At 65.5% G+C, this 17,576-nt stretch carries 18 protein-coding genes; 7 read left to right on the plus strand and 11 right to left on the minus strand.

The genetic code is table 11. The features are described from left to right. The 4 genes from LL06_RS12675 to LL06_RS12690 all read right to left on the minus strand — a co-directional run. Positions 1 to 604: cytochrome c oxidase assembly protein (locus LL06_RS12675; RefSeq protein ID WP_035527165.1), on the minus strand; the 604-nt coding region annotated here is incomplete at its 3' end. Next, a complete protein-coding gene (locus LL06_RS12680) occupies positions 595 to 915 on the minus strand; it encodes a hypothetical protein (protein WP_035527168.1) in 321 nt (106 codons plus the stop codon). The genes LL06_RS12680 and LL06_RS12675, both read right to left, overlap by 10 nt. Beyond that, complete coding sequence (gene ctaD, locus LL06_RS12685) at positions 912 to 3,395, minus strand: cytochrome c oxidase subunit I (RefSeq protein ID WP_035527171.1); 2,484 nt, start codon at positions 3,393 to 3,395, stop codon at positions 912 to 914. The genes LL06_RS12680 and ctaD overlap by 4 nt, the downstream gene beginning before the upstream one ends. Continuing rightward, complete coding sequence (locus tag LL06_RS12690) at positions 3,392 to 4,000, minus strand: cytochrome B (RefSeq protein WP_244447119.1); 609 nt, start codon at positions 3,998 to 4,000, stop codon at positions 3,392 to 3,394. Before LL06_RS12690 ends, ctaD begins: the two co-directional genes overlap by 4 nt. Before the next feature lie 75 nt (positions 4,001 to 4,075). Between LL06_RS12690 and LL06_RS12695 the strand changes: the two genes are divergently transcribed. Then, positions 4,076 to 4,591 carry a DUF2231 domain-containing protein gene (locus LL06_RS12695; RefSeq protein WP_035527226.1) on the plus strand — a complete coding sequence of 172 codons (516 nt, stop codon included), beginning with the start codon at positions 4,076 to 4,078 and terminating at the stop codon, positions 4,589 to 4,591. Here LL06_RS12695 and LL06_RS12700 read toward each other — a convergent pair. The 3 genes from LL06_RS12700 to LL06_RS12710 form a co-directional block, all read right to left on the minus strand. Further along, positions 4,561 to 5,085, minus strand: a complete 525-nt coding sequence (locus tag LL06_RS12700) for a CopD family protein (RefSeq protein WP_035527175.1) — start codon at positions 5,083 to 5,085, stop codon at positions 4,561 to 4,563. The genes LL06_RS12695 and LL06_RS12700 overlap by 31 nt on opposite strands. A gap of 52 nt (positions 5,086 to 5,137) precedes the next feature. Next, positions 5,138 to 5,383 carry a hypothetical protein gene (locus tag LL06_RS12705; protein WP_035527178.1) on the minus strand — a complete coding sequence of 82 codons (246 nt, stop codon included), beginning with the start codon at positions 5,381 to 5,383 and terminating at the stop codon, positions 5,138 to 5,140. Positions 5,384 to 5,549: 166 nt separating this feature from the next. Further along, positions 5,550 to 6,635, minus strand: a complete 1,086-nt coding sequence (locus LL06_RS12710) for a PAS domain S-box protein (protein WP_244447120.1) — start codon at positions 6,633 to 6,635, stop codon at positions 5,550 to 5,552. Positions 6,636 to 7,262: 627 nt separating this feature from the next. Here LL06_RS12710 and LL06_RS12715 point away from each other — a divergent pair. Then, positions 7,263 to 8,384 carry an HWE histidine kinase domain-containing protein gene (locus LL06_RS12715; protein ID WP_035527181.1) on the plus strand — a complete coding sequence of 374 codons (1,122 nt, stop codon included), beginning with the start codon at positions 7,263 to 7,265 and terminating at the stop codon, positions 8,382 to 8,384. A 4-nt stretch (positions 8,385 to 8,388) separates the two neighbouring features. After that, positions 8,389 to 8,793, plus strand: coding sequence for a response regulator (locus tag LL06_RS12720; RefSeq protein WP_035527184.1), 405 nt, complete (start codon positions 8,389 to 8,391; stop codon positions 8,791 to 8,793). Between the two features lie 152 nt (positions 8,794 to 8,945). Here LL06_RS12720 and LL06_RS12725 read toward each other — a convergent pair whose 3' ends face one another. Next, positions 8,946 to 10,199 (minus strand): aminotransferase class V-fold PLP-dependent enzyme, encoded by a 1,254-nt coding sequence (locus LL06_RS12725; protein ID WP_035527187.1) that lies wholly within the window; start codon positions 10,197 to 10,199, stop codon positions 8,946 to 8,948. A gap of 37 nt (positions 10,200 to 10,236) precedes the next feature. Further along, positions 10,237 to 11,592 carry an aspartate aminotransferase family protein gene (locus LL06_RS12730; protein WP_052161511.1) on the minus strand — a complete coding sequence of 452 codons (1,356 nt, stop codon included), beginning with the start codon at positions 11,590 to 11,592 and terminating at the stop codon, positions 10,237 to 10,239. A 139-nt stretch (positions 11,593 to 11,731) separates the two neighbouring features. Here LL06_RS12730 and LL06_RS12735 point away from each other — a divergent pair, with 139 nt between their 5' ends. The 4 genes from LL06_RS12735 to LL06_RS12750 all read left to right on the plus strand — a co-directional run bounded on the left by LL06_RS12735 (position 11,732) and on the right by LL06_RS12750 (position 15,357). Further along, positions 11,732 to 12,538, plus strand: coding sequence for an IclR family transcriptional regulator (locus LL06_RS12735; protein WP_161784974.1), 807 nt, complete (start codon positions 11,732 to 11,734; stop codon positions 12,536 to 12,538). A 76-nt stretch (positions 12,539 to 12,614) separates the two neighbouring features. Then, positions 12,615 to 13,652, plus strand: a complete 1,038-nt coding sequence (locus LL06_RS12740; RefSeq protein WP_035527194.1) for an ABC transporter substrate-binding protein — start codon at positions 12,615 to 12,617, stop codon at positions 13,650 to 13,652. 29 nt (positions 13,653 to 13,681) lie between these two features. After that, positions 13,682 to 14,515, plus strand: a complete 834-nt coding sequence (locus LL06_RS12745) for an ABC transporter ATP-binding protein (RefSeq protein WP_052161513.1) — start codon at positions 13,682 to 13,684, stop codon at positions 14,513 to 14,515. Next, positions 14,512 to 15,357: an ABC transporter permease subunit gene (locus tag LL06_RS12750; protein ID WP_035527197.1), complete on the plus strand. Its 846-nt coding sequence runs from the start codon at positions 14,512 to 14,514 to the stop codon at positions 15,355 to 15,357. Before LL06_RS12745 ends, LL06_RS12750 begins: the two co-directional genes overlap by 4 nt. 208 nt (positions 15,358 to 15,565) lie before the next feature. On the opposite strand, the gene LL06_RS12755 is transcribed toward LL06_RS12750, so the two are convergent. Continuing rightward, complete coding sequence (locus tag LL06_RS12755) at positions 15,566 to 15,883, minus strand: Rid family hydrolase (protein WP_052161515.1); 318 nt, start codon at positions 15,881 to 15,883, stop codon at positions 15,566 to 15,568. Positions 15,884 to 15,910: 27 nt separating this feature from the next. Beyond that, positions 15,911 to 17,548: a N,N-dimethylformamidase beta subunit family domain-containing protein gene (locus tag LL06_RS12760; RefSeq protein WP_244447121.1), complete on the minus strand. Its 1,638-nt coding sequence runs from the start codon at positions 17,546 to 17,548 to the stop codon at positions 15,911 to 15,913. Positions 17,549 to 17,576: the final 28 nt, after the last annotated feature.

Consider the following 17,576-nt stretch of genomic DNA (forward strand, 5'->3'; position numbering starts at 1 on the left):
CCGCCAGCCGCAACGACAGATAGGCCCCGCCCAAGACATAGGGCAGCGCGCCGAACAGGGCCATGAGGCCGCCGCCCAGTTGCTGATCGGTGAGCGGGTCGAGGCCGAAGGCGCCGAGGCAGAACTGCGGCGCGTAGATCAGCGCCTGCGCCAGCACCAGAAGCACGCCGAGCATGGCCATGTGCATCGACGTGAACAGCATCGCGAGCGCGCCCGCTGCCCGGGTCTTGCCGTCGCGACCTGCCAGGCAGACCCACCAGAGCACGAACCCCGCCAGGAGGAAGCTCAGTTGCTGCAGGGCGAAGACCCGGTCCCAGCGCGCGGCCGCCTCATGCAGTGCCGGCGCATGCCAGCCCCAGACCACAGAAAAGTCCAGCGCGGACGCGGCGAAGGCGGCAAGCAGCGGTCGGCGCGGCGCGCGCGTGTCGGGAAACAGCCGCAACAGGCCGATGACGATCAGCGGCGCGGCGACGACCATGACGCCCAGATGCAGCATCATGTGGGGCGAGAATGCGCGGCGCGCCATCTCGGGAAGAGGACCGAGCCACAGCCATGCCAGCAGCAGGAGGCCGGTCGCCAGCGGCCAGGCCCCCGTCATCCGCATGGGGTGGTGGCCAGGGTCGGAATGAGGGTCCAGACCGTCGCCACGAGTCCCACCCAGCCGCCGGCGAGACTGACGAAGCGGACGAAGCCGGGTGCCGCGCCGAACCGGGCCGAGGCCAACAGCGCCAGCAGCCCGATTTGCACGAGGATGGCCAGACCGAAGGCCAGGCTCAGAACGAGGCGCGGCCATGCAATGCCCGGCCCTGGCATTCCGGGGTCGACCGCGCAGACAAGTCCGTGCAGGGCGTAAATCGCACTGAAGGACGCGAGCCAGATGACCGGCGAGACCAGGATGCGCAGCAGATCCTTCATGTGACGAGCCCCGGCAGATAGACGGCGAGGACAATGAGACACGTCACGACGAGCAGATAGGCGCCCCAGACGGAAACGATCGCCAGTTCCGCCCGACGCCGCGGCGAGACGAAGCCGGCTCGCTGCCTGGCGAACACGAAACTCGCCATCAGGCCCACCAGCAGCGCATGCGCTAGCCCGTAGCACCCGAGCACCCAGACTGTCGCGCCATAGGCGTGGCCGGTCGGCGATGGCGCGCCCCACAGCAGCCCCGCGAACGCGGCGGACAGGCAGATGCCGCCGGCCAGGGCCGTCAGCAGAAAGCCCGACGGGTTCCCGCCCGTCCGGTTGATCCGGACCGCACCTAAGGCGCCGACTAAGGCCAGCGCCGCGCCGGCCGGTGCCGCAATCAGGACCGGGACCGAGGGCTGGATGAAGGCCGGAGGCGGCCAGCCGGGGGCGATCGTCCAGAGGAACGCATAACCGAACAGCAGCGAGCCGAACAGGGTGGCGTTGGCCACGAGAAGGAACACGGAGCCCCACCAGCCGGGCGGCCGGTCGACTTCCGCCACGGTCGCGATCCGGACCCCGTGCCCGATCGGCTGGTCGCCCAGATCTGCCTTCGAGCCGAGCCGCCAGATCCAGCGCCAGGCGAGCGCGACCACCCCCGCAACGGCGATCGGCGTGAGCCAGTAGACCTTGACGAGAAGGGAGAGAAAGAACAGGCCGGTGATCGCGGAGAGCACGATCGGGAGGCGCGTGTTGCTGGGATAGACGACATGCTGCTCGGGCTCCCCCGAGGCGATGTCGACCATCAGCGTCTCGCGCCAGCCGTTGCGCGGCTCGCCCAGATACCCCTCGCCGCGCGCAATCCGCGCCGGCAGGCCCGGATCGTCCCACAGCGGATCGCGCGAAGCCACCCGCGGCAGGCTCGCGAAAGTGTAGGCGGCCGAAGGCCTCGGAACCGCCCATTCCAGCGTGCCGGACCGCCAGGGATTGCGCGGCGCGCGGTGCCGCACGACGAGGGTCAGCACGATCTCGATCAGCACCATCGCCAGTCCGAACGCCATCACGAAGCCACCGACCGAGGAAATCAGGTTGATGGCGGTCCAGCCATCCTCCGGCGCATAGGTAGAGATCCGCCGCCGCTGTCCCATCAGGCCCACCCAGTGCATGGCGAGGAAGGTGACGTGGAAGCCGACGAAGATCAGCGCGAAGGCCATTTCGCCGAGCCGGAAGAAGCGCCGGTTCCCCGTCACCAGCGGCAGCCAGTAATAGATGCCGGCCAGGACCGGAAAGACGAACCCGCCGAACAGCACGTAGTGCAGATGCGCGGTCACGAAGGCGGTGTCATGCACCTGCCAGTCGAACGGCACCACCGCGACCATCACCCCGGTCAGCCCGCCGATGACGAAGGTGACGAAGAAGCCCAGGATGTGGAGCATCGGCAGGCGCAGGTGTGGCGTGCCTTTCCACATCGTCCCGATCCACGCGAAGACCTGGACCGCCGTCGGCACGGCCACCAGCGTCGAGGCCGCGGAGAAGAAGGCGAGCCCCATATGCGGAATGCCGGTGGTGAACATGTGGTGCACCCAGAGGCCGAAGCTCAGGATCGCCAGCGCCACCGCGGCGGCCACCACCCACCGGTAGCCGAGCAGCGTGGTGGACGACATCACCGGCAGGATGGTGGAGACCACCCCTGCCGCGGGAAGGAAGATGATGTAGACCTCGGGATGGCCGAACAGCCAGAAAAGGTGCTGCCACAACAGGCTGTCGCCGCCGAGTTCGACCTGGAAGAAGGGCATCCCGAAGGCGCGCTCGAGTTCGAGCAGGATGGAGCCCAGGATCAGCGGCGGGAATCCGGTCAGGATCATCAGCGAGACCACCAGCATGTACCAGGCGAAGATCGGCATCTTGCCGAGCGTCATGCCGGGTGCGCGGTATTTGAGGATCGTCACGGTGAATTCGACCGCGGCGCAGATCGCCGAGATCTCGACGAAGGTGATGCCGATGAGCCAGAAGTCGGTGTTGATGCCCGGCGAGTAGATCTTGCCGGTCAGCGGCGGATACATGAACCAGCCGCCATCGGGCGCGATCCCGAAGAGGAGCGAGATCAGCAGCATCGCGCCGCCAAAGAAGTAGCACCAGAACCCGTAGGCGGTGAGCCGCGGATAGGCGAGATCGCGCGTCCCCAGCATCTTGGGCAGGAGGTAGATCGCCAGGCCCTCGATCATCGGGATGGCGAACAGGAACATCATGATGGTCCCGTGCATGGTGAAGATCTGGCTGTAGATCTCCGGACCGGCGAAGGCCGAGTGCGGGGTCGCGAGCTGCGCCCTGATCAGCATGGCGAGGATGCCGCCCACGAGGAAGTAGAAGGACGCGGTGACCAGGAACATCAGGCCCACATCATTGTGGTTGACGGTGGAGAACCAGCCCTTCCAGCCACGCTCGGAAGACCATATTGCCGTGAGCCCGCGATGGCGTGCCAGTGAACTCATAGGCCACCCTCCAGGAATGACTGCCAGTCTTCGGGTCCATGGGCGACGACGCTGAATGTGTGGCCGTCATAGCCGGGGCCGCTGAATTCCGCGCTTTGTCCGGCATAGGTCCCGGGCAGGTCGGCCTCTATCCTGAGCACGTTGACGTGGCCCGGGATGGCATCGAGCTTGCCCGCGAGCCGCGGCACCCAGAAACTGTGGATCACGTCGGCCGTGGTGATGGCGACGTCGACGGGCCGGCCGGCGGGGATGTGCAACACGTTGAGCGTGGTGCGGCCCGGATTCTGATCATAGGAGAACGTCCACGACCATCGCCGCGCCTCCGCCGTGACCCGCGTGACGTCCGGGTCGTCGCGCGGGATCAGCCGCTCGCCGAGCCAAAGGCCGTAAGCGAGCAGAGAAATCAGGATCACGCTCGGGAACACCAGGCCGAGGCCGATGATCCAGGTTCTTTCGCTCGAAGACCGCGCTGCGCCGTCCCGGGCGGGCCGCCAGGCAAGCGCCAGCAGCGCCATCACGAGGGCGAAGATGGCGGTGAACGCGATCAGCATTCCCCACCAGAGCATCGAGATCGACCGCGCCGCCGGTCCCCCGGGATCCAGCATCGAAAGTTGTCCCGTGCAACCGGACAGGGTTACAAGCGTTATGGAGAAAACAGACAATGTGAGGAGACGGCCGCCATGCCAGCGCAGGAGATCAAGGGCGAAGAGGATGAACTCATCGATCCCATCGCCGACATGCCCGGCTTCGACGACACCGAGACGCGGATCGCGATCCTTGGTCACCCCATCCATGCCATGAGCGTGTCGTTTCCGATTGCGCTCACGTTCTGCACCCTGGCTGCCGATCTGCTCTACTGGTGGACGGGCGACCCGTTCTGGGCGCGCGCAGCCGTCTGGGCGATCGGCGCGGCCTTCCTGCTGGGGATGTTCGCGGGCCTGTCGGGAACCGCCGAACTGCTGCTGGTGTCGGGGATCCGGGCGAGGGCCGCGGCCTGGACCCATTTCATCATCGCCGTCACGCTGCTCGCCCTTCTCGGCACCAACTGGGGCTACAGGCTGCCGGCTTACGAAACGGCGGTCCTTCCCTACGGACTCCTGCTCTCGATCCTCTGCGTCCTGGTGGTTGGCTTTACTGGCTGGCATGGGGGCAAACTCGTTTTCGACTACCGGCTTGGAATTTCGAAGGGCAATTGACCGTCCCGCGGGAGCCGAAGCCATTCGGGCATGACAATCCACCCCAGGTCGGGCTTGCCCAGCACAAACAGCAGGATCGCGATCGCGCAGACCAGGACGCCGGTCAGCGGCAGATAGGGATTGGGCGGACGGTGATCTCCCGGCTCCTCCGCGATCCGCACGATATTGTGACCGATCCAGACATGGATCACCAGAAGCATCGCGACGAAAACCAGCTTGGCGAACATCCACGGCACGAAGGTCTGGCGCAGGAAGATCAGCCAGGTTCCGGCGATCACCGCAATGACCGCCGCCGGCGTCACCACCGTGGTGTAGGTCACATGGGTTCTGTGGCGGATGATGCTGTAGTCATCTTGAGAGACTACGGCTTGAGAGACTACGGCGTCGTGGCGCGACAGCATGATCGGCAGCGAGATCAGGCCGCCGCACCAGATGCCGAGCGCAACCAGATGCAACGCCTTCAACAGCGGAACAGTCGAAACTAGCCACTCCATCACCGCGGTGCGTCCTCTGCTGTCACGTGATTCCTGTGCCGCCGCGCCGCCATCACAATGCCGGTCGCCCGGGAACCGCCCAGGCTGCGGGAAGAGGGACTTGCCGCTCGCGATGCACCGCCTTGAACCTCTCAAGGGCTGTGGCGTGCTCGCCCGTGAAATCCGTATCCATGACCCCGCGCGCGGCCGATTCCTGCGCCACATCAGCGAGCGCCACGGCATTCAGGGCAGCGCCCCGGCTTACGGTCCGGTGATCGCAGTCGAAGAGTTCAACCGTCCGCTTACTCGCCGGCTTCATGATAGTCCCCTGGGATGCGCTCCCAGGTAAACAAGGAAGCGGACACTTTGTTCCACGGCTCGCCTTTCAAGCGCGAATTCGCGTTGCACTGTCCCTTGCTGCCATCGGCGAGGAGGTGCCTGGGACGTTTGGTCCGACTGGTCCGAAACAGCCCGAGAGTTCCGCCTCACTCCTCCGCCAGCATTTCGACGGGGACGATCAGCCGGATGGCAAGGCCGTGCGGCCGCCAGTCCCGCGAGATGTCGGCGCGAAGCGACTGGCTGACCGTCTGCTCCAGCCGGCTTCCGAATCCGGCTTCGTGATCCTCATGAAGCGGCGGGCCGTTCGCCTCCACCCACTCAAGAACCAGCACGCCGTCCTTGGCTGTGGCGGAGATCTCCAGCCGGCCGTCGGCAACCGAGAGACTGCCGTACTTGGCGGCATTGGTCGCGAATTCGTGCAGCAGCAGGGCGAGGTTCGTCAGTTGGCCGGCGCCCACTTCCGGATTGTCGCCGGAGAGCCGCCACTGCCTTTCGCCATGGATTTCATAGGGCGCGAGAATGTTGGCCAGCAGGTCGAAGAGGGTTACCGCCTTCTCCTGGAGAACCTCGTCGCCTTCGGACCCTCGAAACGTAATGTCGTGCGCCCGGGACAGCGCCAGCAACTTGCTTCTCACGTCCGCGGCAAGCTCCTTCGGCGTTTCCGCCGCATGGGCGGCCAGGGAAATGATGCTGCCGGTAATCGCGAAGGCATTCTTCACACGATGACGCATCTCCCTGAGCAGCAGGTCCTGATGTTCGGCGGCGCGCTTTCGCTCGGAAATGTCGCGCGCGATCTTGGACGCTCCGATGATCGTCCCGTTGCGCGCCCTGATCGGCGAAATCGTCAACGAGATGTCGATCAGCGCGCCATCCTTCCTGCGGCGCACCGTCTCGAAATGCTGCACGCGGTCGCCCGCCTGGATGCGGGCCAGGATCGACGGCTCTTCGTCGAGACGGTCATCGGGAATGATGAGGGTCACCGGACGTCCGACAGCTTCTTCGGCGGTGTAGCCGAACAGCCGTTCCGCGGCCTTGTTCCATGTCGTGATGATGCCGCTCAGGCTTTTGCTGACGATCGCATCGTCGGACGATTCGACGATCGCCGCCAGAAACGCCGCCGCATCGTGAAACGCTTCCACGCCCTGCGGCTCCGCCTGCGCGCGGCGGTCCTCGCTATCGAGTCGCTCTTGGCCGTTGCCAGGGAGAGGATTCATCTTGAGCAGCCCCTTCACCGAACGCAAGCAGCAAGCCGGACAACCGGGATAAAATCAGATTTGAATGTTGCCAAAGAAGATTTAATCGCCGTTCAGGACCTTAGTCAATCATCTTGGCGATCACGTGGCGAACGGGGTCGGAGCCGTATTTGTCCCGGCTTGGCGACTGCTGAAACTCCCGGCACGTGCCCCGCGCGCGGCTCCGGCACAGCCGTCGAGCCAAGGTTTTTTGGCCTGTTTTCAGTCGCTTCGATTCCGCCAGACATCCATCGCCAGCCTCTTCGTCAGTCACCGGCAAACGCGCCCGCCCTCGCACTGCACCTTGCCCGCGCGCGCCAAAAGGCGCGGCTGACCAAGTGTGCGGGTAAAGCTTCCGCAGTCTCGATGGCCGATGCCGGCGCGCGGCGTGAGGGCTGCGCCACCCGCCCGCCTTCCTGCGCATCAAATCAGTGCCGCCGACAGTAAATGGAACACCCTGCCCCTCCGTCGCCGGGTGTTCGGTCTGCCCGGGGCTGCTGCCTGCGGGCCCGTGGGCGCTGAACCCGCCGCGCTGCCTGGCTTCTCCGCCCTCAATGGAAAGGAACCAACGCACAGGCCGTGCGTTGGCGTGCTCAGGCCACCTCCAGTTACTCGTAGGGATAAGTCATGCAGGACCAACTGAAATTGCAACGGGCGGCGCTTGCCGATTTCGGCTTGTTCGCTTTTCGCTGCGATGACGTCGACGAGTTGCTTCATCGGGCCACGGAACTGGTGTCCGAGGCGTTGGACGTGCCCCTCGTGAAAGTGCTCGAGCATTGGCCGGATCGCGGCGAGATGCTCATCCGCGCCGGCGTCAACTGGCAACCGGGCGTCGTCGGCCATGAGACTTTCGGGGACGATGTCCGCTCTCCCGGCGGCTACGCGCTTCGCTGCGACGAGCCCGTGGTCTCTCCGGACCTCGACGTGGAAAACCGCTTCGAAATGCCCGAGGTGCTTCGACGCCACGGCGTCAGGAGCATGGTCAATGTCGTCATCGCCGGCGAAGGGCCGGCTTACGGCGTTCTGGAAGTCGACGCCCAGCAGCCGCGCGGCTTCACCGAAGACGACGTGGCGTTCCTGCGCTCCTATGCGAACCTGCTGGCCGCCGCGATCGAGCGGGTGCGGGTTCATGAGGAGCTTCGGCGCTCGGCGCGCGAACAGGGCATCCTGGCGCGGGAGCTGGGTCATCGGGTGAGGAACCTGCTCAGCCTGGTCAGGGCGCTGGCGTCCCGGACATCGGCGCAGGGCCGGACCGCGGAGGAATTCCGCACCGCCTTCATCGACCGCCTGCAGGCGCTGTCGACCGCCGAAAGTCTGGTCTTCGAAAGCAATCGCGAGCGCACCGATCCGCTGGTTCTCGCGGAGGAAGTGCTGGCGCCCCACAGGCAGGAAGACGCCGGGTCCATCAGCATCGAGGGAAGCTCGGTCGACCTCTCCGCCCGGCAGGCCCGCATGTTCGGACTGGCGCTCCATGAGCTTGCGACGAACGCGGCCAAATATGGCGCTCTCAGCGTGGCCGGCGGCAAGGTGAGCCTCGGCTGGGACCTTGAAGCGCAAAAGGGAGCGCGGAAACGGCTTTCCATGACCTGGCAGGAATCGGACGGACCGGAGATCACTCCGCCGCAACTCAAGGGATTTGGGACCCGTCTGCTGGAGGATGTGGTTGCGCGGGAACTGAACGGCGAAGCCAAGCTCGCCTATCGCGCGCAGGGCCTCAACTACACTCTCTCCTTCACAGTGGACGGATAAGACCATGATTGACAATAAAGACGGTAATCTTTCCGGGCGGAGGGTCCTCGTCGTTGAGGATGAACATCTGATCGCGATGGATGTGCAGGATATCCTCGAAGGATGGGGCTGCACCGTGATGGGACCGGTGGCGAGCGCCGCGGCGGCGCTGGAGCTGATCGAGGGTGACCTGCCGGATGCGGCGGTGCTGGACGTCAACCTCAATGGCGGGACGTCGGAACCGGTGGCCGAGGCGCTCCGGAACGGCAAGTGTCCGTTCCTCGTCATGACCGCCTACAATGCCAGCCATCTTTTCGGAGCCCTGGCCGGCGCCCCCCTGCTGAACAAGCCTGTCGACGAAACCAAGCTGCGGCAGGAGCTCTCCGCGCTGCTCGCCGACACCGCGTCCGACCGATGTTCGGGGACATGACAGAATGCGGCGGGCGATCTCGGCCGTCTTCATAAAGGCAAGGCGTAGTTGACGTACCCGGCCGCAGGCAACGCCTGCAGCAGGGTATGGCCTCCCGCGGACGCCCAAGGCTGATCGCCTTGCGCCATGGCGAGCGCCGGCCCGCAGGTCCGTCAGTAAACCGCTTCGCTGCCGGCCTTCGCGCCTGCGTTCCGTCTTGCACCGCTCACGGCCGATTTCAGGTCGGCGATGTAATCCGCCCGCGCCCCGTCGTGGAACATCGACAGCATGGCATGCAGGCCCTGGGGGCTCCGGGTCATGCCCGGCAACCAGCCCAGCGCCTTCATTTCATCCGCCACCAGCGCCATGTCGACCGTGTCCGAAGTGAAGTTGATGATCGTCAGGTCCGGCGCCGCGACCATGCGCAATTCGTCGATGGCCTCGATGTCGGCGACATAGGCGTCGACCATGGCGGCGAGCCGCTGCGCGATGTCCCGATAGCCGCTGGTACCGAGATGATTGAGCACCGCCCATGCCGCCGCAACCGAGCCGCCCGGCCGGGTGCCGACGAGTGTGGAGGTCTCGAAGCGTCCGTTCGGCCATTCCTCGGCGACGAAGGTCGCCTGGTCGCGTTCGGCGCCGTTGCGGAAAAACACGGTCGAGGCCGGTTTCGGACAGAACCCGAACTTGTGCAGATCGGCGGAGATGGAGCGGACGCCGGCGAAGCGGAAATCGAAGGCAGGCGTTGGCCGCCCGTTCATGGCGAAGAACGGGGCGATCCAGCCGCCGACGCAGGCATCGACATGCAGCCAGACCCCCCTGGCTACGGCCAGCGACGACAGGGCCTCAATGTCGTCGATCACGCCGTGCGGAAAACAGGGGGCGGAGCCGACGATGGCCATGGTGCGCTCGTCGATCAACGCCTCCATCGCGGCGACATCGACCCGGCAGTCGGGCGTGAGCGCGGCGCGGCGGATGGTGATGTCCATGAGCGCGCATGCCTTGTCGAAGGCCGGGTGCGCCGAGACCGGCATCACCAGGTTGAGCGCGCCGCGGTCCCCGCCATGCTGCCTGCGCCAGGCGTCTCGCGCGGCCTTCATGGCGAGAAGGATGCTCTCGCTGCCGCCGCTGGTGAAGACGCCCTTTGCCTCGGGCGGAGCGGAAAACAGGCTCAGGCCGAAATCCAGCACGTCGTTTTCCATCGCCTGGACCGAATGAAACGCCCGCTTGCGGCCCAGCGCATTCTCCGAGAAGAACTCCATGAAGGCGCGCTTGCCGATCTCCAGCGTCTCGGGGTCGTTGTAGAAGACATAGAGCGGGCTGCGGCCGTGCCTCCAGTCCAGATCGTCCGCGCGCAAATGGTCCATCTCCGCCTTGAGGCGGTCCCAGCTTGCGCCTCCTTCGGGAAAGGATTTTCTTTGGGTCATGTGGCACTCCTCATTCAGGTGGACAGCCGCCGTCGGGTCAGGCGGCGCTGCGGATTTCCGCGTTCACATCGTCAAGCGCCCGGCCCAGAACGGACACGATCTCGGACAACTGGGCATCGGTGGTGACATAGGGGGGCGCGATCATCACGGTGTCGCCGTCCCGCCCGTTGGCGGCGGCGTTGCCGGTCTGAAACAGGACGCCGTTCCGGGCCGCGGCGGCCGCGACCCGCTCGGACACCTGGGCCTCGCGCGCAAACGGCTGGCGGGTCAGCTTGTCCGCCACCAGTTCGACGCCGTAGAGATAGCCGCGGCCGCGCAGCTTGCCGACGATCGGATGCTGTTCCAGGGGCGCCAGCAGGGCGTGGAGCCTGGGGCCGTTTTCACGCACCCGCTCGACCAGCCGCTCCTTTTCGATGAAATCGACAACGGCGGCGCCCGCCGCCGCCATGATCCGATGCCCCGTGAAGGAATCGCCGTGATTGAAGGACGTTCCGGCCCGGTCCAGCGCGCCGGCGATGCGATCGTGCAGCAGCAAAGCCCCGATCGGCGTGTAGCCGCCGCCCAGCCCCTTGGCCAGGGTTATCATGTCGGGCGCCACGCCATCCTGGTCGATCACAAGCCAGGAGCCCGTCCTGCCCAATCCCGAGACGACTTCATCCACGATCATCAGCACGTCGTGCCGGTCGCAGATCTCGCGGATGCGTGAGAGATAACCGTGCGGCGCGACCAGCGCGCCCAGCGGCGCGCCGGCCACCGGCTCGACGAGCACCGCCGAGACATTGTCGGCGCCGCGATTGAGGATCTCGGCCTCGAAGGCCTCAGCGCAGGCCAGGTCGCAACCGCTCTCGTCCTGGCCCCAGGGACAGCGATAGCAGTCGGGCGGCGGCACGTGCGGCATGTCCAGGAGATAGGGCTGGTAGGGGCGTCTGCGCGGGCCGGAGCCCGACAGCGACATCGCGCCGATGGTGCTGCCATGGTAGCTGTGCCAGCGGCAGATGACGGCGGTCTTGCCCGGCTTTCCGCGCGCAAGGTGGTACTGGCGGGCGAGTTTGACGGCGGATTCATTGGCCGCGGAGCCGGAGGTGGTCAGCCACACCTTGCCGAAGCCGGCCGGCGCCCGCCGGATCAGCGCAGCCGCCAGTTCATCCTCCTCAGCGCTGCCGAACTGGCCGGAATAGCTGAACTGAAGCTGCCGCATGCTGGCCATGATCCGCTCGGCGACGCCGGGCGGGTTGGCGCCGAGAATCGCCACGAACACGCTCGAAGACGCGTCCAGCCATCGCCGTCCTTCTGAATCGATGATTTCCGCCCCCTGGCCCGCAACCGCACGGCGCCGCTGCCGGGTCCGGCGCAGCACCGGATCGGCGTCCTGTCGCGTGGCCCGGCCGCTCATCCCGATGCGGCCCCATCGGCGGCCGGGCGAATGGCCCGCAATGCCTGGAATGATCGCTTGTGAAAGTAAACCATTGACGTAGCAATGCACAGCCGCGTATCGTTCGTCAATGACAAATCCAAGTTCGGCAAAACAGAACATGACACCGTCCCGAAAACGATCCGGATTGAACAGCGGTCTCGACATTCTTGAAGCGATTGCGGCAGGCTCTGCTCCGGTTTCGCTGACGATGATCGCGCAGGAAATCGGCATGTCGAAGTCCAGCGTCCACACGCTGCTCACCACGCTCGACCAGCGCGGCTACGTGCGGCGACTGGATGACCAGCGCTACACGATCGGCATCCGCGCCTGGCAGGTGGGCTGCGTGGCGACGCCGCTCTGGATGTCACGCGTGGCAGGCCCCTACATGACCGAGCTGGTCAACAAGGTCGCGGATGGCGCGGCGCTTGCGGTTCTCGATGGGGTCGAGACGGTCTGTATCCAGTTGGTCGAGAGCACCCAGGTGGTGCGCGTCCATGACAATATCGGCAATCGCTGCCTGGCCTGGTGCGTCTCGAACGGAATCTCGATGCTGGCGACCATGCAGGACGAGGAAGTGCTGCGCCTGCTTCCCGACCCGCTGCCGCGGCCGACCGAGTTTTCCTTTGCGAGCGAGGCGGAAGTGCTGGACAAGCTGGCCGAGGTGCGCGCGGTCGGACACTCCCTCATGCGCCGCACCTGGCGCCCCGACACATCCGGAATTTCCTTGCCCGTGCGCGGCGCCGACAACCGCACCGTGGCGGCGCTTTGCGTGTCGATGCCCGATTACCGCGCCACCCCGGACCGGCTCGACGAAACCCTGGCCGAACTGCGCCATACCGTCCGCCAGATCGAGCGGGAATTCGGCGTCACCGAACCTGATGCATCGCCCTTCCCCATTCAGAAAGGCGTCCTGGCTGCGCAGTAGCCCACCCTGACCAACAAGAACGAAGGCCGGACAAACCGGCCCCTATTCCACTTCACCTCCTGAAAGGAACGTTCGAATGACCCATAAATTGACCCGTCGCGAATTCGCCCTGCTGTCGGCAAATGTCGGCCTCGCGACCTTCATCGCCACCGGCATGCCCCGTGCGGCCCGCGCCCAGCAGGTCACCGCCAAGCTCGGGCACTTCTCCTCCGCCAACCAGCAGAACTTTTCCAAGGCCACCGGCTCCATGCAGAAGGCAATGGGCGCGGGCGTCGATGTGCAATATGTCGGCGTGACCGGCGGCCCCCAGATCCTCACGGCGATGGCCTCGGAGGAAATGGACATCTGCAATCTCGGCTCCAGCCCGATGATCGTGGGCTTCGCCAAGGGCCTGCCGATTTCGATGATCTACATTCACAAGATCATCAAGGACAGCGAGGCGCTGTGCGTCAAGCCTGACAGCGGCATCGAGACCATGGCCGACCTCAAGGGCAAGCGCATCGGCTGCCCCTTCAATACCACGGTTCACTTCGCGCTCCTGGCCGGCATGAAGGCCGCGGGCCTGACCGCCAGCGACGCCACGCTGATCAACCTCAAGCCCGACGCCATTGCCGCCGCCTGGGACAGCGGCGCCATCGATGCGGCCTATATCTGGTACCCGGTCCTGCAGATCCTCGAGGAAAGCGGTGGCAAGACCATCTTCTCCGGCGCCGACCTCATCTCCGCCGGCACCTTCGTGTTCGACGCCATCGTCGTCCGCGACGGCTTCAAGGAGCAGCATCCCGACCTGGTGCTCACCTACCTCAAGGAATTGGACCGGATCAACGCGATCTATCGCGACACGCCCGACGAGATGGCCAAGGTCATGGCGCCTTTCCTCCAGGTCACCGAGGACGTGGCCCTGACCTATGCAAAGAACACCCACACCCTCTCCCCTGAAGAGCAACTGACCGACACCTGGATGGGTGCGCCGGGCGCCACCGAGACCGGCGCGCTCAACACCATCAGGCAACAGGCCGAATTCCTGCAGGAAGCCGGCCAGGTCACGTCGATGCCGGAGGACTTCTCCAAGTTCATCGACAGCACCTTCCTTCAGAAGATGGTCGGCGCATAAGACAGACCCCCAGGCCAAGGAGACGAGGCATGTCCATTGAACCGATCGATCTGAACAGCCCGGAACGGCGCCGCGATGCGAAGCTGATGATAGAGGGGCTGTCCAAGACCTATGGCGGCGGCGCCGATGCGGTGCAGGCGCTTCCACCGATCGACCTGTGCATTGGCCTGGGGGATTTTCTCTGCGTGGTCGGCCCGTCCGGCTGCGGCAAGAGCACCCTGCTCAACATCGTCGCCGGCTTCGAGCCGCCCACCAGCGGCCGCGCCGTGCTTGACGGTCGGGTCATCACCAGACCCGGCGCCGAACGCGGCGTGGTCTTCCAGCAGGGCGCGCTGTTCAACTGGCTCACGACGCTGGAAAACGTGGCCTTCGGTCCCCGCGCCCGCGGCATTCCGGCGGCCGAGGCCCGCACCAGCGCGCAAGAGATGCTCGAGATGGTCGGGCTCGGCAGTTTCGCGCAGAAATACCCCTACCAGCTTTCGGGCGGCATGCAGCAGCGTGTCGGCATCGCCCGGGCGCTCGTCAACAATCCGGAGGTGCTGCTGATGGATGAGCCCTTCGCGGCGCTCGACCAGCAGACCCGGGAACTGCTGCAGGAAGAGGTGCGCCGCATCTGGCAGGAGACGGGAAAGACGGTGATGTGGATCACCCATTCCATCGAGGAAGCGCTGTTTCTGGCAACCCACATCATCGTCATGTCGGCCCGGCCCGGACGCATCAAGGCCGCCTACCGCTCGCACTTCTCCGAAAATCCGGATCCGCTTGTCGGCGCGACGGCCGAGTTTACCGCCGCGCGCCGGGAAATCGTCGGCCTGTTGCGCGAGGAATCGCAAAAGGCGCGGCTCCAGGAGGAACTGGCATGAGTGCGCGCGACGAGGTGCTGCAGGAGAGCGAAACCTATGACGCGGCCACGGTGGAAAGACGGGCCTCCCGGCGCGACCGCTGGCTGACGAGCACGACCTTCCTTGCGCTGTTTGCGCTGTGGTTCGCGGTCACCGGCTCCGGCCTCTGGCAGCCGCTGATCCGCCCGATCTTCCTGCCTTCGCCGGGCGCGGTGCTGCAGGCCTTCCTGAGCCTTGCCCAGCACGGCTATCAGGGCAACTCGCTGTGGCACCATATCGGCGTGAGCTTCTATCGCTTCGCGGTGGCCTTCTCCGCCTGCGTCGTCATCGGCGTGCCGCTCGGCCTTCTGATCGGCGCCAACCGCACGGTCCGGGCGCTTTTGGAGCCGCCGATCCAGGCGATCCGCCCGATCCCGAAACTGGCGCTGCTGCCCTTGTTCCTGATCTGGTTCGGCATCGGCAACACATCCAAGATCATCATCATCGCGGCGCCGGTGTTTCCGCTGATGGTCATCGCCGCCATGCAGGCCGTCCGTTCGGTCAGCGACAAGAAGATCCAGGCCGCGCAATCGCTCGGCGCCTCGCGCTGGACCGTGTTCTCGCGGGTCATCCTGCCGGCCTGCCTGCCGGGCATCTTCACCGGCATCCGCATGTCGATCTCGATCGGTGTGACGATGCTGGTGGCGGCGGAACTAACGGCGACGTCAGACGGTATCGCCTGGATGTCGCTGACGGCGGCCGAGTTCCTGTCGACCGACGTGGTGCTCGTCGGCGTCGTGATCATGGCCGTGATGGGCTTCGGTCTCGACCGCGCGATCCGGGCGCTGGAGCTGCGCATCGTGCACTGGTCCGGCCGGGACTGAGCCGTCCCTCCCCCGACTGCGAAGGCCTCGCGCATCGGCTTGCGCGGGGCCTTCCCATGTCATCGCGGGATGACATCCTGAACCTGATCGGCGTGGCAGATCGTGGACGCCGCGATTTCGGGCAGTGGCGGCGATCAATGGTGGACTCCATCTCACCGCTTCGCGACTGCGTGCAGGTTTGCACCTGAGCCTGTTCGTCTTCGATTCGTCAAAGCGCCAGGATGGCTTCCACTTCAACCATGGCTCCCTTGGGGAGGGCGGCAACCTGGTAGCAGGCCCGCGCCGGGAAAGGCGCGGCAAAATGCTGGCCATAGACCTCATTCGCCGCACCGAACTCCCCAAGGTCGGTGAGCAGGACCGTCGTCTTGACGGTTCGGGAGAGATCGATCCCAGCCTCTGACGCGATGGCGCCGAAGTTCTTCAAGCATTTCTTCGGTTTATCCTTGATCCGCCGTCGCCGTCCCGGCGCCTCGACGGTTTGCGCCTGTCCGGGCGGCTTTCCCGCCCGGACTGTGCCTGGCTTCATTGATCGCGGCCGGGCGACCGCACCCCGTTACCTTGGAGCCTGGCCGGCCCGATCTGTCGCCGTCGAGGCGCCTTTGGCGATGAAGCGGTCGAGGATGTTGCGCGTGATCATCTGCGTGTAGGGGTCGTCCCGCTTCAGGCCCATGACCCATTCACACGTCGCGGCGGTCAACACCTCTCCCCTGCCGAGCGTCATGTGCACCATCATGCCGGAGCCATGCGCATATCGGTCGAGATCCGCCTGCGCGTGGCCGCCGGTGGCGGCCTTGACGAGGCCCCGGTGCTGGAAATCGCGCACGTAATAGCGGAACCCCTCGCCCACCGGTTCATCTTCCATCAGCAGCGCCGGCGCCATGGCGAGAATCTCAATCGACTCCGGAATGCCCGGTCCCGGAACGGGATAGGGAAAGCCGTGACGGAACGTGTAGTCGAGCCCGTCGACCTCATAGGCGAATATGCGGGCCTTCTCGCCGAACACATCGGCGTAATGCAGGCCGGTTCCTTCGAAAGCCCAGTGCTCCGGCCGGTAGACTGTGAAGCCCTTCTGGCCCCCCGGGGCGAACCCTCCCCAGGAGACACACATGCCGTGCATGCCGTTCACCCCGACAGTGGTTGCGCCAGGCCAGGCGATCGACTTGTCTTCCCAGGCCGTCGTGAGCGTGTGGGCCTGGTCGGTATTCCGGACAGGATCTTCCTCCGCGGCCGTGAACTTGTAGCAGACCTGCTGGGTGCCGTTGTTCTCGAGCCGCACCTGCCAGAGGAAGTTGGCGCCGAAGCGTGCGAGGTTGCCCCCCTTCTCGACATAGGCCTCCATGGTCAGGCGCATCTCGCGCGTCCAGTACTCGTCGTGGCCGACGATCACAACGCAGGAATAGTGATCCAGCAGCTCCGGCTGAAAGTGCAGGTCCGACTGCGTGATAATGTCGAGCGTATAGCCTTCCCGTTCGGCCCAAACGACGAAATGGCGGTCGAACTGCGCCCAGCCTGCGGCCGCATAGAACTGCCCGAAGCCGTTCGCATAGGCGAACTCCTTCATGGGATAGCGCGGCGCATCGCCCATTTCGGGCGTCGGGTCCGCACAGATACGGGGGGCTCCGGGCGGCAGCCAGACCATGCCACGCGTCCAGGGGCGCTGGGTGCTGAGCACCGGCGAGTGCTTGTCCTTCTCCGGGCCGGCAGCACCGAAATAGTAGTTCGCACCACCCCAGTCGTTGTAGGCGATCCATGTGCTCGTCGGCAGGATGAGCAGCATCTGCGACCGCGGCCTGCGATCCGACGGACGCACGACGAAACAATGGTGCTGGACGAAGCGGCCGCCGCTGGGCCGGTCGCAAGTCGACACGACACGGTAGAAACCGGACTGGCTGTCGTCCGGAAGCGTCCACCGGAACGCCACCGGCCAGCCGCATCCATCTCGGAAACTCGCTTCCGGCACGGGATGGTGCACGCCCTTGATATCATGCTCTTCCATCACCGTGACGGGATCGGCGCCGTCCCTGTAGATCGTCATGGACCATGTTGCAGCCGTGGAACTTGCGTGAAACGCGATCTCGTCGCCGGCATCATAGGACATGGCGTCGGTATAGACGTGGACTTCCGGGAAGGCCGGATCGTCATGCGGCGCATCATACCAGGGATAGGCCTGCCACGAGTGATCGCCATGCATCGGCACGGTCCTGGCCGGGCGCCGGTTG

The organism is Hoeflea sp. BAL378, from assembly GCF_000759435.1.
GTDB lineage: Bacteria > Pseudomonadota > Alphaproteobacteria > Rhizobiales > Rhizobiaceae > Hoeflea.

Coding starts and splice junctions, on each gene's coding strand:
- LL06_RS12750 (WP_035527197.1), top strand. CDS start 14,512: ATGAGTGCGCGCGACGAGGTGCTGCAGGAGAGCGAAACCTATGACGCG.
- LL06_RS12755 (WP_052161515.1), bottom strand. CDS start 15,883: ATGAAGCCAGGCACAGTCCGGGCGGGAAAGCCGCCCGGACAGGCGCAA.
- LL06_RS12745 (WP_052161513.1), top strand. CDS start 13,682: ATGTCCATTGAACCGATCGATCTGAACAGCCCGGAACGGCGCCGCGAT.
- LL06_RS12720 (WP_035527184.1), top strand. CDS start 8,389: ATGATTGACAATAAAGACGGTAATCTTTCCGGGCGGAGGGTCCTCGTC.
- LL06_RS12740 (WP_035527194.1), top strand. CDS start 12,615: ATGACCCATAAATTGACCCGTCGCGAATTCGCCCTGCTGTCGGCAAAT.
- LL06_RS12690 (WP_244447119.1), bottom strand. CDS start 4,000: ATGCTGGATCCCGGGGGACCGGCGGCGCGGTCGATCTCGATGCTCTGG.
- LL06_RS12760 (WP_244447121.1), bottom strand. CDS start 17,548: ATGCATGGCGATCACTCGTGGCAGGCCTATCCCTGGTATGATGCGCCG.
- ctaD (WP_035527171.1), bottom strand. CDS start 3,395: ATGAGTTCACTGGCACGCCATCGCGGGCTCACGGCAATATGGTCTTCC.
- LL06_RS12700 (WP_035527175.1), bottom strand. CDS start 5,085: ATGGAGTGGCTAGTTTCGACTGTTCCGCTGTTGAAGGCGTTGCATCTG.
- LL06_RS12725 (WP_035527187.1), bottom strand. CDS start 10,199: ATGACCCAAAGAAAATCCTTTCCCGAAGGAGGCGCAAGCTGGGACCGC.
- LL06_RS12735 (WP_161784974.1), top strand. CDS start 11,732: ATGACACCGTCCCGAAAACGATCCGGATTGAACAGCGGTCTCGACATT.
- LL06_RS12715 (WP_035527181.1), top strand. CDS start 7,263: ATGCAGGACCAACTGAAATTGCAACGGGCGGCGCTTGCCGATTTCGGC.
- LL06_RS12680 (WP_035527168.1), bottom strand. CDS start 915: ATGAAGGATCTGCTGCGCATCCTGGTCTCGCCGGTCATCTGGCTCGCG.
- LL06_RS12695 (WP_035527226.1), top strand. CDS start 4,076: ATGCCAGCGCAGGAGATCAAGGGCGAAGAGGATGAACTCATCGATCCC.
- LL06_RS12705 (WP_035527178.1), bottom strand. CDS start 5,383: ATGAAGCCGGCGAGTAAGCGGACGGTTGAACTCTTCGACTGCGATCAC.
- LL06_RS12730 (WP_052161511.1), bottom strand. CDS start 11,592: ATGAGCGGCCGGGCCACGCGACAGGACGCCGATCCGGTGCTGCGCCGG.